This window comes from Xanthomonas sp. 3075 (assembly GCF_014197275.1).
GTDB lineage: Bacteria > Pseudomonadota > Gammaproteobacteria > Xanthomonadales > Xanthomonadaceae > Xanthomonas > Xanthomonas campestris_B.
This window is the reverse complement of the sequence record NZ_JACIFI010000009.1, coordinates 127,057-141,258: the sequence shown is the minus strand read 5'-3', so window position 1 is coordinate 141,258 and position 14,202 is coordinate 127,057. Positions and strand designations below refer to the sequence as shown.

The following is a 14,202-nucleotide window of genomic DNA, read 5'->3' as shown; positions in this document are numbered from 1 at the left end:
AGAAACCGTCCCCCATTCGCCCTTCGGGCAGCTTCCCCCGCAGGGGGAAGGGCGCTGATAACGCAACTCCTTCAGGGAAAGGCGGTGATAGGTCAACGCCTTCAGCGGAAGGGGGGATAGCCCGACTCCTGCAGGTGGTGGCGCAGCGCTAGCCCTCTCCCGACCCCAGAGGTCTGATCCCGACACCAGCGGTCTGAAGCCCCTCTCCCGCGTGCGGGAGAGGGGTTGGGGTGAGGGGACGGGCATCATCCTCGCAGAGCCGCCTCTTGCCGTTGCTCCTGCCCGCCCGCTGCGCAGTCCGTCCGCACACCAACACCGCAACTGGCGCTACCACACGACTTCATCGGCCCAACCAGCGCTGCTAGCACGTGCACGTGCCAGCCCCCAAAAAGCCACCCCCGACCCACCTCGCTTTATCCCTAGTCGACCAGCGTATCCCCGCCGACCCTTCTCATCCGCCGCCCAAATCGCACCGATCCAACCCGTCGTCATCAGGTCGCCGAGTCCGCCGAATTTGACGTGAACATGACGTCTAAGTGATCCTCGCGCGTCGCCCAGGGCTCGCCCTGGTGCACCCAGCCATCACTGAATACGCAAGGGACACCTCATGAGCGTTGACGCTACTGCGCCGACTTCCGCTACCACTCCGCCGCAGCCGCCTGCGCCGCCCGAGTTCCCCACGTTGCTCGGCCATCCCCGGCCGTTGTGGATGCTGTTCATGACCGAATTCTGGGAGCGCTTCGCGTTCTACGGCATTCGCTGGGCGCTGGTGCTGTACATCGTGGCGCAGTTCTTCGGCGGCGATGCCACCGGGCAGGCGCCGGCCGGACGCACCTACGGCGCCTATCTGGCGCTGGTGTATGCAGCAGCGATCTTCGGCGGTTACGTGGCCGACCGGGTGCTCGGTTACCAGCGCTCGATCCTGGTTGGCGCAGCAGTGATGGCCACCGGCCTGTTCCTGATCGCCATTCCCGACCACACCATGTTCGAGATCGGCCTGGCCACCGTGGTGGTGGGCAACGGGCTGTTCAAACCGAACATCTCCACCATGGTCGGCAAGCTCTATTCGGTGGTCGATCCACGCCGCGACAGCGGCTTCACCATCTTCTACATGGGCATCAACCTCGGCGCGATGATCTCGCCGGTGCTGACCCAGTTGCTGGCCGAAAAGGTGTTCGGCACCGAAGCCATGCCGTCTTACAAGATGGTGTTCATGGCCTCCGGCGTGGGCATGCTGATCAGCCTGGTGTGGTTCTGGATTGGCCGTGCCCAGCTCAAGGGCATCGGTGCACCGGCGCCGAACGCGCAGGGCATCGGCCGTGTGCTGATGGTGCTGGTCGGCTGCGTGCTGGCGGTTCCGGTGGTGTATTTCCTGCTCGCCGTCGGCGCGGACGTGTTGCAGATCGTGTTGACCGTGCTGTTCATCGGCTTGTCGGTGATGCTGCTGATCGAAGGCATCCGCGAGGGCAAGGTGCAGCGCGACAAGGTGATCGCGATGCTGATCATCTTCGCCTTCAACGTGCTGTTCTGGATGTTCTTCGAACAGGCCGGTAGCTCGTTCACCTTCCTGGCCGACAACATCGTCGACCGTGGCTTCGGCGACTGGACCTTCCCGACTGCCTGGTTCCAGTCGGTGAACTCGATCGCCATCATCGCGCTGGCGCCGATCATCGCCTGGATCTGGGTCAAGTCCGGCCGCTTCAATCCTTCCATTCCACGCAAGTTCGGCCTGGGCCTGTTGTTCAACGGACTGGCGTTCCTGCTGCTGATGTTCGCGCTGTCCAGCCTGGTCAACGATGCTGGTAAGGTGCCGTTCTGGACCTTGTTCATGGTCTACGTGATCCAGTCGGTCGGCGAGTTGTGCCTGTCGCCGATCGGCCTGTCGATGGTGACCAAGCTGGCACCGGTGCGTCTGGTCGGTTTCGGAATGGGTGGCTGGTTTTTGTCCACCGGCATCGGTAACAACCTGTCGGGCATTTTTGCCGGGCATGTCAGCGGAAGCGAAGGGATGAGCGTGTCCTCGGCCCTGAGCGGGTATACCTTCGGGTTTTGGGCGCTGCTGGGCGCTGGCGCGGTGCTGTTCCTGATCGCGCCGCTGATCAACAAACTGATGCATGGTGTGAAGTGAGGAGAACAGCAATGCCGATCAAATCCACTGTCTGTGGCCTGCTGCTGGCCGGTCTGTTGAGCGCCTGCGGGCAGTCTGCCGAGCACCAGGAGGCGCCACGGCCGTTGGACACCTCGATGCAGAAGCCACCCAGTGCCGATCCCAGCCAGCCGGTGGCCTCCGGCAATACACCCACTGCCGCCGATATCGCGGCGGCGGCGGCGCTCAATGCGCAATACGACCCCTCGCGCGATCCGGCTGCCGATCTGGAGACCGCCAAGGTCGAGGCCAAGCGCGGCGGCAAGCGCATCGTGCTCAATGTCGGCAACGCGGCCTGCGAGCCGTGCAAGGCGCTGGACGAGGTGATGGGCGGCGATGCGGAGCTGCGCAGCTTCCGCGATGCGCACTTCGTGGTGGTCAAGGTCAACCGCGATGCGGCCAACGAAAACGCTGCCTTCCTCTCGCAGTTCGCCCAGCTCACTGATTTTCCGGCGCTGCTGGTGCTGGACAACGACGGCAAGCTGCTGACCACCCAGGCTGGCGCGGAGTTGCGCAAGGGCGAAGGCTTCGACCGCAAGAAACTGTTCGATTTCCTCAAGCAGTGGGCGCCGCCACAGGCGTGAGCCGGGAGTGGGATTGCCTGCGGGTCTGACGGGCGAACGCCGCACCAGGGGATGATCGGGCAGGTGGCTGGATGCTGCCCTCATCCGGCGCTACGCGCCACCTTCTCCCGCTTGCGGGAGAAGGAAAGGGCATGCTGGCCACGGGCTGGCTAAGGGAAGGACACTCTCGCTACGGTGAAGGACGCCCCGGCTGCGGGAAGAAGGCCAAGCGCCTGCGGTAGCGACAGAGCACGGCGCCACTCGGCTTTGCCCTTCCCCTGCGTGCGCGGGAAGGTGCCCGCAGGGCGGAGGGGGCGAGCGCGGCAGATAGCCACCTGCCCACCTGGACAAGACGTCAGTCCTTCCCCGCCATGCGCGGCAGCCCGTCCTTGGCCAGCCGATCGATCAGTTGCTCCAGCGCCTGCTGTTCCTCGGCACTGAATACCGACATCAGCCGTTGCTCCATTTCGTTGACCAGCGGCGCAACCGTCTCGTAGACCTGGCGTCCGGCTGGCGACAGCGCCAGCATCGAGCGGCGGCGGTCGTCGCCATGGGTCTCGCGGCGGATGAAGCCGCGCTCCAGCAGGCGCGCCACGGCGCGGCTCACTGCAACCTTGTCCATCGCGGTGCGATCGGAGACCTCGCTGGCCGAGGAACCCGGATACAGCGCCAGGATGGTGATCACCCGCCACTCGGGAATGGCCATGCCGTAACGATCGCCGTAGACCTTGGCGATGTTGCTGCTGATACGGTTGGACAGCACGCTCAGGCGATACGGCAGGAACTGCTCAAGGTTGAGCAGCACGGGATGGTGCGGCGGGATGGGGGCGTCGAGATCGCTCATGCTGCACTGTGTCTTGATTTTGGTTTCATTTGCAACTACAAACCGTGGGTGGCCTGCGCATTCTCGCGGGTCTTCTGCCACCCCGCATAGCCCTGCGGACGGCCCAGCGTGGAGAAACGACGATGAGTGCACAACCGAGCAGTACCGCAACCCGCCCGAACCTGGGCATGCAGGTCACCACGTTCGACAATCCGATGGGGATCGACGGGTTCGAATTCGTCGAATTCGCCGCACCCGTCGGCCAGGCCGCGCAGCTGCACGACTATTTCCGCAAGCTGGGTTTCAGCCCGGTGCTGCGTCATCGTCGCCGCGCCATTACCGTCTATCGCCAGGGCGGGGTCAACTTCCTGCTCAACGAAGACCCCGATTCGTTCGCGGCCGATTTCGCCGCCGCGCATGGCCCCTGCGCCTGCGGCTTTGCGATCCGCTTCCGTACCCCGGCCGAGACCGTGCTGCAGACGGTGCTGGGCAACGGCGGCGAAGCGGTGCAGGACAAGGCCGACACGCGCGCGGTGCCGGCCCCGGTGGTCAAGGGCATCGGCGACTGCATGCTGTATCTGGTCGACCGCTACGGCGATGCGGGCAGCATCTACGACGCCGACTACGCGCCGATCGAAGGCGCCGACCAGCATCCGGCGGGCTTCGGGTTGACCTTCATCGATCACCTGACCCACAACCTGTACTTCGGCAACATGCAGCGCTGGTCGGACTATTACGAGCGCCTGTTCAACTTCCGCGAGATCCGCTATTTCGACATCAAGGGCGCCAAGACCGGCCTGGTGTCCAAGGCGATGACCGCCCCCGACGGCGTCGTGCGCATCCCGCTCAACGAGTCCTCCGACCCCAAGAGCCAGATCAACGAATATCTGGATGCCTACCACGGCGAAGGCATCCAGCATATCGCCTGTTTCACCGACGATATCTACACCTCGGTGGAAAAGATGCGCGAGGCCGGCGTGAGCTTTCTGGAGACTCCGGACACCTATTTCGATGTAGTGGATCTGCGTATTCCCGACCACGGCGAAGACGTCGAGCGCCTGCGTCGCAACAAAATCCTGATCGACGCCGATGTGGATACCAAGCAGCGCAAGCTGCTGCAAATCTTCACCACCAACTGCATCGGCCCGATCTTCTTCGAGATCATCCAGCGCAAGGGCAACGAAGGGTTTGGCGAAGGCAATTTCCAGGCGCTGTTCGAGAGTATCGAGCGCGATCAGATCAAGCGCGGGGTGCTGTGAGGGCCGGATCTGCGGTTCTGGAGCAATGATGTGTTGCCTTCGCTGGATGCGGTGGTCGCGGCGATCTTCAAGCTGATCGCAACACCGTACCCTCACCCCAACCCGTGCCCCGAGCGGGGAGGGGCTTAATCCCAGCCCCTTGGGGCCCAGTCCGGACGCATGCCATGCATAACAACCCGCACTACATGACCGGTTTCGGCAACGAGTTCGCCAGCGAGGCGGTAGCCGATACGTTGCCCATCGGGCAGAACTCGCCGCAGCGTGTGGCGCACGGGTTATATGCCGAACAATTGTCCGGCACGGCATTCACCGCGCCGCGCGCTGAGAATCGGCGGAGTTGGTTGTATCGCATCCGTCCGGCGGCCGTGCATGGCGCGTTCTCGTTGATCGCGCAATCCACCTTCCACAACGACTTCGGTCGCGCCCCGGTGCCGCCGGATCAACTGCGTTGGAGCCCGTTGCCGCTGCCGTCCACGCCCACCGATTTTATCGATGGTCTGTACACCATGGCGGGCAACGGCGGGCCGGAGGCGATGTCCGGTGTTGCGGTGCATCTGTATGCAGCAAACGCATCCATGCACGACCGTTTCTTCTACGATGCCGATGCCGAGCTGCTGCTGGTGCCGCAACTCGGGCGGCTGCGCGTGCATACCGAACTGGGTGTGCTGGATCTGGAGCCACAGCAGATTGGGGTGATTCCGCGCGGCGTGCGCTTCCGCGTCGAACTGCCGGATGGGCAGGCGCGCGGCTATGTCTGCGAAAACTTCGGCGGGCTGCTGCGACTGCCCGACCTGGGGCCGATCGGCTCGAACGGGTTGGCCAATGCACGCGATTTCGAAACGCCACATGCCGCCTTCGAACAGCGCGAAGGCGCATTCGCGTTGGTCGCCAAGTTTCAGGGCCATCTGTGGCGCGCCGACATCGGTCACTCGCCACTGGATGTTGTCGCCTGGCACGGCAATTACGCGCCGTACCGCTACGATCTGCGTCGCTTCAACACCATCGGCTCGATCAGTTTCGATCACCCGGACCCGAGCATCTTCACCGTGCTGACCTCGCCCAGCGACACACATGGCACCGCGAACATGGATTTTGCGATCTTCCCGCCGCGCTGGCTGGTGGCACAGCACACCTTCCGGCCGCCGTGGTTCCATCGCAATGTCGCCAGCGAATTCATGGGGCTGGTGCACGGCGTCTACGATGCCAAGGCCGAAGGCTTCGCGCCCGGCGGCGCCTCGTTGCACAACTGCATGAGTGGGCACGGGCCGGATGCGGCGACCTTCGAGAAAGCCTCGCACGCCGACCTGGCGCGCCCGGACGTCATTTCCGAAACGATGGCCTTCATGTTCGAAACGCGTGCAGTGCTGCGCCCCACCCAGCAGGCGCTGCAGGCAACGCACCGGCAAGGCGATTATCAGCAGTGCTGGTCTGGATTGCGTGCGGGGTTTGCACCGCCGCACGCGTCATAGTGCTGTCCGGCCGTCAGGCAGGCGTCGCGGCAGGCAGGCGAGCGCTGCCTGTCTGCTGGCACGCGCGCGGCGCGGGAGTGATGCATCGCCCGTAAACGCAGGATCCTTCTCTGGACAGAGCGAGTCTGGACAGAGCGAGCCACAGGAGCCGCGCTGGAGGTGTGACATGCGCCGACGCAATGCTTGTCCGCGCACTCGGCAGCCGTGCAGCGGGTTCTTCGTTTTTGTCACGCATTGTCCGCAGAGCCACCACTCCGGCAAAAGCCCGCGTGACGTCACCGATCTACGCGATGGCCGAGCGCCCTCGACTGCCGGCCAATCATTGCCCCAACATGCAGCTTAGTCGCCCCCATATGCGCTCAAGCCAGCTGCAACCCATCCGGTAGCAGCTCGCCAACGTGAGCACGCACGCGCTCGGCGTAGCTGGCCGAGGTGATCTGCGGCAGCTCGCGCAGTGCCTCGGCGATGGCAACGCCGATGTGCGCTTCCGTGCGTGCGGCGTGCAGGTGGCGGTACAGCACGGCCGCTGCCGGGTTGCGTTGCAGTTGCAGGATATCGAGCAGATACAGCCGCGCGTTGGTGGTCGCGCGACGGCGTTGACGTTGCAGGTCGTCTTCGGTTGGCAGTGCATCCGGTGCTCGGGTCAGCGCTGGTGCGTGCTGCGCGGTGGCTGGCGGTCCGGTGAGCGCACCTGTTCCCGCTGTATCGCTCTGCAGATAGCCCATCGTGCACAAGCTCTGCACCAGCTCGGCTGCATCGCCGCCCAGCAGCGTGGACAGGGTCGCCAGGTCGCGCTGGCCGTCGGCCAGAATCAGGGCGCGTCGCTGCAGCAATGTGAGGGGACTGCGGTGCGATTGCAGCGCGGTCAGGGCGAGTTCGGTCTTGCGTGGGGTCATGGCGGCGATCCTGCGAAGCCGCCAGGTTGCCTGCTACCAATGAAGCGTCGATGACATCGGCACGACGCACTGCCTCTTCGCGTTCTGCACATCGCCGCGATGGGCGCTGTGTAGGCTGTCGCGGACTCGAAAGGAATGCACGCATGAGCACCAGATTGCTGAGTTTGATGGGCGCACTGTTGTTGTTGAGCGGCTGTCACCGGGCCGGCGACTCCACTGCCACGGCTGTGCACGACAGCACGGAGCAGGTGCCCGCTGCGGCGGCCACCGATCAGCCAGCGGGCGATGTTCCGCCTGCCACCGCACCCGCTGGCGCGTTCCCGCCGCAACTACGCCAGGAGCCGGCTCCGCTCGCGCGTCTGGACGGCTACGGCGATCTGCGCTTTGGGATGGATGCCAGGCAGGCGCGGGCGGCCTGGGGGGGCGACCTGCGCGGCGAGCCTGCGACCGATGGCGGCTGCTATCTGCTACGGCCGCAATGGGCCGACGATGCGCGCCGCTTCGGTTTCATGTTCGAGGGCGATCGCTTCGTGCGTTATCAAACCAGCGAGGCCAAGGAACTCGCACCTGGCGGTGGCAAGGTCGGCATGACGGTGGCGCAACTGCGCGCGCTGTACACCGCTGCGTTGACCGAGCAGCCGCACAAGTACGTGCCCGGCGCGCTCACCTTGCGGGTGGCCGATACAAGGGCGCCATCTGTCCTGGTGTTCGATACCGATGCCGACGGCAAGGTGAGCAGCTGGCGGGTCGGGCAAGCGCCGCAGGTGGACTACGTGGAAGGCTGCGGCTGATGCCTCGGGGCTTCCGATGCACCGCAGCGCTGGCACCGAAAGCGGCATCTCACCGCGATGCGGGCTGCATGCAGAGCCTCTCGACCGGAGCCGCGGCGCGCCCAGGAGCGCGCTAGCGTCCGATGAATGGCGCCGGGCTTCCACGCAGCGCACCACATCAACGCCGATCGGTATCCGGCTCGGCATGCTGCTTGGCGGTTTCTTCGTTTTCGCCGACATCGCCTTGCGTCTGCGGCGTGGGCAAGCCTTCTTCCTTCATCTCGCCATGGTTGGGGACTTCCGGGCGGTTTTCCATCATCAACGACAAGGCAGCCTTGGCCATCAAATGCGCACTGATCGGCGCGGTGATGAACAGGAACACGGTAATCAGCAATTCGCGTGGCTGCGGGTCCACGCCGAGAAACAGGTGATAACCGACCGAGGCCAGCAGCACGCAGCCCACGCCCAACGTGCTGGCCTTGGTCGGTGCGTGCAAGCGCTTGAAGAAATCGGAGAATTTCACCAGCCCGAACGCGCCGATCAGGATGAAGAAGGTGCCGACCAGCAGCAGCGCGCTGAGCAGATACTCGGTCAGGGCGATCATTCGACGATGTCCCGACGCAACACGAATTTACTGAGCACCACGGTGCTGCCGAAGCCCAGCATCGCAATCACCAGTGCCGCCTCGAAGTAGATCGGCGAATCCAGGTACATGCCCAGCAGCATCAGTTCGGCGATGGCGGTGATGGACAGCGTGTCCAGCGCCAGGATGCGATCTGGCACCGTCGGGCCGCGCAGCAAGCGCCACAGCGCCAGCAACATCGCCAGGCCCACCGCGTGCATGCAGAGGACGATGGTCGATTCGATGAACATGTGGCCGGTCATGGAAAGATCTCCATCAGGGGCTTCTCGTAGCGGGCCTTGATTTCGGCGATCAGGGCATCCGGATCGTCCAGGTGCAGCACGTGCACCAATAGAAATTTGCGGTCATCGGACAGCGCTGCCGACACCGTGCCGGGCGTGAGCGTGATCATGCTGGTCAGCGCGGCGATACCGTGGATGTTGGCGATATCCAGCGGCACCCAGATGAAACCGGGATGGATGCGCGACTCCGGGCCGAGCACCTGGCCGGCCACCTTGATGTTGGAGCGCACGATATCGCCGGCGGCCACCAGCAACATGCGCGGCACCGAACGCAGCGAGCCGATGCGTGCGAACTCGCGGTCCAGCCGTGCGGCGAAGATCGGCACCACCACGCCCAGCAGCGCGCCCAGCACCCACTGCTGCGGCCCGAAGCTGTCGCTGAGCAGCAGCCAGAAGATAAACACCGTCACGCTCAACGAGGGCGAGGGCAATAGCCGGCGTCGCAGTGGCATGCGGGCGCTCATGGCTGCCTCCGTTGCGGCGTGGTGGCGCGCACCTGATCCACATACGCAGCGGGATCGCGCAGCTGGGCACCGGCCGCATCGGTGTAGTGCATCAACGGTCCTGCGCCCACCGTCATCGCCACCAGGCCACTGAGCAACAGCAGCGTTGCGGCGGTTTCCACCGGCCGCATGCGGCCACGACGTTGCGGTTGCAGCTCGGGGACATCCTGCACCGCCTCGGGCACGCGCCAGAACAAGCGCACGCCGGCTCGGGTCAGGCCGATCACCACCAGCAGGCTGCTGCCGAGGATGGCGCCCCACACCGGCCCGACCAACCCCTCGGGCACGTGCTGCAACAACGCGGCCTTGGCCAGGAAGCCGGACAACGGCGGCAGGCCGGCGACGGCGACCGCAGCGACCATGAACATCGCGCCAGGCACCCCACGGCGCGGCAATGGCGCGACCACTTCCTTGCGATCGCTGGCGCTGCCGCGCCGACGCCGGATCAGGTCCGACACCATGAACAAGGCGGCGGCCACGAAACTGCTATGCGGCAGGTAATAAAGGCCAGCGCCCAACGCGCCGGCATCGTCCAGCGAGAAGGCGATGAACAAGGTCGCCGCCGAAAACACCACCAGATACGACACCATCACCCGTAGCCGCGATGCGGCCATCACCCCGAACGCGGCCATCAACAGCGTGGCGATGCCCAGCCACAGCAGCGCGTGGCGACCGAAGCCCTGCAGCGCGCCGGCACCGGCGCCGAACCAGAGCGCGGACACCCGCAGTGTCGCGTACAGCCCCACCTTGGTCATGATCGCAAACAACGCCGCCACCGCTGCCGGCGCGCGCGAGTAGGTTTCCGGCAACCACAGATACAGCGGCAGCAACGCGGCCTTGCTGCAGAACACCAGCAGCAACAGGCCCAGGCTGGCCTTGGCCAGCGGGACGTCCTGGGCCGGCAATGCGGCGATGCGTTGCGACAGCTCTGCCATGTTCAAGGTGCCGAACACGCCGAACAGCAGGCCCAGTGCGATCAAGAACAAGGTCGACGCACACACGTTGAACACCACGTAATGCAGGCCCACGCGCATCTGCAGCCCACGCCCGCCGCTGAGCAGCAGGCCGTAGGAGGCGATCAGCATCACTTCGAAGAACACGAACAGGTTGAAGATGTCGCCGGTCAGAAATGCACCGTTCAAGCCCATCAACTGGAACTGGAACAGGGCGTGGAAGTGGGGTACGCGTCGGTCCCAGCCCGCGCACGCATGCAGCAGGCAGGCCGCGCCCAGGATCAAGGTGGTCAACAGCATCCACGCCGACAGGCGGTCTCCCATCAGCACGATGCCGATGCGCGCCGGCCAGTCGCCCAGCAGATACACCAGCACCGTGCCTTCGGCCGCACGCGCAAACAGTGCAATCACCGCCGCCGCCAGCAGCAGCATGCTCACCCACGCCACGCTGCGCTGCACGCGCGGGCCATAGCGGCGGTGTTCGACGAACAATGATGCCGACGCGCCCAGCATCGGGATCAGGATCGGCAGGATCAGCAGATGATTCATCGCCGCGCCTCGCGCGTGTCCACGCCGGTCGCGGCATCTTCATGCGCATCCACGTGATCGCTGCCGTTGTCGCTGCGGCTGCGGATCGCCAGCACCAGGCTCACTGCGGTCATCGCGAAGGCGATCACGATCGCGGTCAGCACCAGCGCCTGCGGTAACGGGTCGGTGTAGTGCATCAGATCGACCGGTGTGCCCTCGCGCAGCACCGGCGCCTGTCCGCTACGCAGCCGTCCGCCGGCGAAGATCAGCAGGTTGGTCGCGTAGGACAGGAAGGTCATCCCCAGGATCACATCGAAGCTGCGTGCGCGCAGCAACAGGTAGATCGCCAATGCGGTGAGGACGCCGACCGCGCTTGCCACTGCCAATTCCATCAATACTGCTCCGCAGTGCGTGTCGAACGTTGGGTGGGGTCGATCTCGCCGCGCTGCGAGCTGCGCGTACGCGAGGGTTTGATCGTGCCCATCATCGACAGCATCAGCATCGCCGCACCGAACACCACCAGATACACGCCGATATCGAAGCCCAGCGCGCTGGCCAGTTCCAGCTCGCCCAGCAGCGGCAGCGGAATTTCCAGATGCCCGCTGGTCAAGAACGGCAGGCCGAACAGCAGCGACCCGGCGCCACTGACCAGCGCGCACAGCAGGCCGATGCCGATCAGGCGGATGTAGTCGAAGCCGAAGCGCGATTCCACCGAGGCGGTGCCCTGGATCACGTACTGCATCAGCAACGGCACCGCCAGCACCAGGCCGGCGATGAAGCCGCCACCGGGCGCGTTGTGGCCACGCAAAAAGAGGAACAACGACACCGTCAACGTCAGCGGGAACATGATCTGCGCCAGATCGGCCGGCACCGGCAACTTGATCGGCGGGCCGGGCATGGTGCGCTCCGGCGCCATGCGCGAGCGTCGCAGCAGTGCATGCACCACCAGCCCGGCGATCGCGAACACGGTGATCTCGCCAAAGGTATCGAAGCCGCGGAAATCCACCAGGATCACGTTGACCACGTTGCGCCCGTAGGCTTCCGGCAGCGCACGTTGCAGCAGCTCGCCGGCCACGGTGTGGCTGGGCTGGGTCATCAACGTATAGGTCAATGCGGCAAGCCCGGCGCCGCCAATCACGGCGATGGTGGCATCGCGCATCTTGCGCAGCCGTGCAGGCTCGGGCAGCGAGCGCTCCGGCAGGTAATTCATCGCCAGCAGCATCAGCACCAACGTCACCATCTCCACCAACAGCTGGGTCAATGCAAGATCCGGCGCCGACAGGAACACGAAGGTCATGCTGACCGCCAGGCCGGTGCCGCCCAGCACCAGCACTGCCAGCAGACGCTGCTTGTACAGAAACAGGCTGCCCAGTGCGCAGGCGATCATCAGCAACCACACAATCCAGCCCAGCAGCGGCATCGGAGTGGGCGCAGGCCAGGCCGGCAGGACGCCGCCTTGCACAAACGGCACCAGTGCGACGACCACGGCACTGAGCACCAGCAACATCAGCATGCGTTGCAGATTGCCGTTGGTGACGGCATCGGTCATGCGCGCGGTTGCAGCGAACAGCGCGCGCAGGTTCCAGTGGAACAGCGCCTTGCCTGGCGAGCGGTTCTGGATCGCGTACATATCCAAGGTGCGGCGCAGCGTCATGTACAACAGCGTGCCACCCACCATGCCGGCGATGCTCATGGCCAGCGGCCAGTTGAAGCCATGCCACAGCGCCAGGCTATAGTCGGGCAAGCGCTCGCCGAGGATGGCGCTTGCACCGGCACGCAGCACCGGCGCAATCGTCCATGCCGGCACGATGCCGACTGCCACGCACATCAGTACCAGCACTTCCACCGGGATCTTCATCCAGCGCGGTGGTTCGTGCGCAGTGGTGTCCAGATCGCGCGGACCCTCGCCGAAGAAGGTGTCGTGCACGAAACGCAGGCTATAGGCCACCCCGAGCAGGCCGGCCAGCAACGCGGCAATGCTGGCCAGCACCCGCATCGTCTGCGGCGCGTCGGTTTCCAATGCCACGGCGAAGAACATTTCCTTGGACAGGAAGCCGTTGAGCAGCGGAATACCGGCCATTGCCAGCGAGGCGATGATCGCCAACGCACTGGTCATCGGCATCAAACGACGCAGGTTGCCGAGCTTGCGCATGTCGCGCGTGCCGGTCTCGTGGTCGATGATGCCGGCGGCCATGAACAGCGAGGCCTTGAACACTGCGTGGTTGAGGATATGGAACACACCGGCCACCACCGCCATCGGCGTGGACAGCCCGAACAACATCGTGATCAGGCCTAGATGCGAGATGGTGGAGTAGGCCAGCACGCCTTTGAGATCATGCTGGAAGATCGCGTGCCAGGCGCCCAGCAACAAGGTGATCGCACCGATGCTGGTGACGGTGTAGAAGAAGAAATCGGTGCCGGCCAATGCCGGATGCAGGCGCGCCAGCAGGAACACGCCGGCCTTCACCATCGTGGCCGAATGCAGATATGCCGACACCGGCGTGGGCGCAGCCATCGCGTGCGGCAGCCAGAAATGGAACGGAAACTGTGCGCTCTTGGTAAAGATGCCCAGCAATACCAGGCTCAGGGCATACGGATACAGCGGGCTGGCGCGGATGAGATCGCCGGCGGCCAGCACCGCATCCAGCTGAAAGCTGCCCACGATGCGGCCGATCATCAGCACGCCGCCCAGCAAGGCCAGGCCGCCGCCAGCGGTCAGCACGAACGCCATGCGGGCGCCTTCGCGCGCATCCTTGCGATGCGACCAGAAGCCGATCAACAGGAACGAACTGATGCTGGTGAGCTCCCAGAACACCATCAGCAACAGCAGATTGCCCGACAGCACCATGCCAAGCATCGCGCCCATGAACAGCATGAGGTAGGCAAAGAAGCGCGAGGCGCTGTCGCGTGCGCTCAGGTAGTAATGCGCATACATCACCACCAACGCACCGATGCCCAGCACCAGCAATGCAAACATCCACGCCAGGCCATCGAGTCGCAGCGAGAACATCAAGCCGATCTGCGGCAACCACGCATGCTCGCTGCGGATCACCTCACCGCGCATCACTGCCGGTGTGAGCATCGCCAGAATGACCAAGCCGGCCAACGGCGCGGCCGCAGCCAACCACGCAGTGATCGAACGAGCTGTGCGCCAGCGCAGCGCAATGGCGGCCGCCATTGCAAATGGCAGCGCGAGCAGGATTTCCAGCGAGAAAGGCATGCAGGGAACACAAGATTCGCGAGCAGGCCAGAGAGCTTAACAAACCCTTGACTGACGTCCGTGTCAACGTCGCCGCTACCGACGTGAGCAAATGGCTGCAGCGGCGGCTTCGCGCCCCGGCGTCGCACTCGGTATGCTGCGTCCATCC

13 protein-coding genes are annotated in these 14,202 nt (G+C 64.8%); 5 read left to right on the top strand and 8 right to left on the bottom strand.

Annotated elements, in window-relative coordinates:
* Positions 1–607 precede the first annotated feature (607 nt).
* Positions 608–2,128, top strand: coding sequence for an oligopeptide:H+ symporter (locus GGR62_RS10650; protein ID WP_184407870.1), 1,521 nt, complete (start codon positions 608–610; stop codon positions 2,126–2,128).
* Between the two features lie 11 nt (positions 2,129–2,139).
* A complete protein-coding gene (locus GGR62_RS10645; RefSeq protein WP_184407869.1) occupies positions 2,140–2,730 on the top strand; it encodes a thioredoxin family protein in 591 nt (196 codons plus the stop codon).
* A gap of 334 nt (positions 2,731–3,064) precedes the next feature.
* On the opposite strand, the gene GGR62_RS10640 is transcribed toward GGR62_RS10645, so the two are convergent.
* A complete protein-coding gene (locus tag GGR62_RS10640; RefSeq protein WP_184407868.1) occupies positions 3,065–3,553 on the bottom strand; it encodes a MarR family transcriptional regulator in 489 nt (162 codons plus the stop codon).
* Positions 3,554–3,675: 122 nt separating this feature from the next.
* On the opposite strand from GGR62_RS10640, the gene hppD reads away from it, so the two are divergent.
* Both hppD and hmgA read left to right on the top strand, forming a co-directional pair.
* On the top strand, positions 3,676–4,791 hold the full coding sequence (hppD, locus tag GGR62_RS10635) for a 4-hydroxyphenylpyruvate dioxygenase (protein ID WP_184407867.1): 1,116 nt from the start codon (positions 3,676–3,678) through the stop codon (positions 4,789–4,791).
* A 164-nt stretch (positions 4,792–4,955) separates the two neighbouring features.
* Positions 4,956–6,260, top strand: a complete 1,305-nt coding sequence (gene hmgA / locus GGR62_RS10630; RefSeq protein WP_184407866.1) for a homogentisate 1,2-dioxygenase — start codon at positions 4,956–4,958, stop codon at positions 6,258–6,260.
* Positions 6,261–6,619: 359 nt separating this feature from the next.
* Here hmgA and GGR62_RS10625 read toward each other — a convergent pair whose 3' ends face one another.
* Positions 6,620–7,156, bottom strand: coding sequence for a hypothetical protein (locus tag GGR62_RS10625; protein WP_184407865.1), 537 nt, complete (start codon positions 7,154–7,156; stop codon positions 6,620–6,622).
* Positions 7,157–7,323: 167 nt separating this feature from the next.
* On the opposite strand from GGR62_RS10625, the gene GGR62_RS10620 reads away from it, so the two are divergent.
* Positions 7,324–7,947, top strand: a complete 624-nt coding sequence (locus tag GGR62_RS10620) for a lectin (protein ID WP_184407916.1) — start codon at positions 7,324–7,326, stop codon at positions 7,945–7,947.
* Between the two features lie 157 nt (positions 7,948–8,104).
* Here GGR62_RS10620 and GGR62_RS10615 read toward each other — a convergent pair whose 3' ends face one another.
* The 6 genes from GGR62_RS10615 to GGR62_RS10590 are packed head-to-tail and all read right to left on the bottom strand — an operon-like array spanning position 8,105 to position 14,054.
* Positions 8,105–8,530, bottom strand: coding sequence for a Na+/H+ antiporter subunit G (locus tag GGR62_RS10615; RefSeq protein WP_184407864.1), 426 nt, complete (start codon positions 8,528–8,530; stop codon positions 8,105–8,107).
* Positions 8,527–8,811 (bottom strand): K+/H+ antiporter subunit F, encoded by a 285-nt coding sequence (locus tag GGR62_RS10610; protein WP_184407863.1) that lies wholly within the window; start codon positions 8,809–8,811, stop codon positions 8,527–8,529. Before GGR62_RS10610 ends, GGR62_RS10615 begins: the two co-directional genes overlap by 4 nt.
* Positions 8,808–9,314, bottom strand: coding sequence for a Na+/H+ antiporter subunit E (locus GGR62_RS10605; protein WP_184407862.1), 507 nt, complete (start codon positions 9,312–9,314; stop codon positions 8,808–8,810). Before GGR62_RS10605 ends, GGR62_RS10610 begins: the two co-directional genes overlap by 4 nt.
* Positions 9,311–10,855, bottom strand: a complete 1,545-nt coding sequence (locus GGR62_RS10600) for a monovalent cation/H+ antiporter subunit D (RefSeq protein ID WP_184407861.1) — start codon at positions 10,853–10,855, stop codon at positions 9,311–9,313. Before GGR62_RS10600 ends, GGR62_RS10605 begins: the two co-directional genes overlap by 4 nt.
* Positions 10,852–11,226, bottom strand: a complete 375-nt coding sequence (locus tag GGR62_RS10595; protein WP_184407860.1) for a Na+/H+ antiporter subunit C — start codon at positions 11,224–11,226, stop codon at positions 10,852–10,854. Before GGR62_RS10595 ends, GGR62_RS10600 begins: the two co-directional genes overlap by 4 nt.
* A complete protein-coding gene (locus GGR62_RS10590) occupies positions 11,226–14,054 on the bottom strand; it encodes a monovalent cation/H+ antiporter subunit A (protein WP_184407859.1) in 2,829 nt (942 codons plus the stop codon). Before GGR62_RS10590 ends, GGR62_RS10595 begins: the two co-directional genes overlap by 1 nt.
* Positions 14,055–14,202 lie beyond the last annotated feature (148 nt).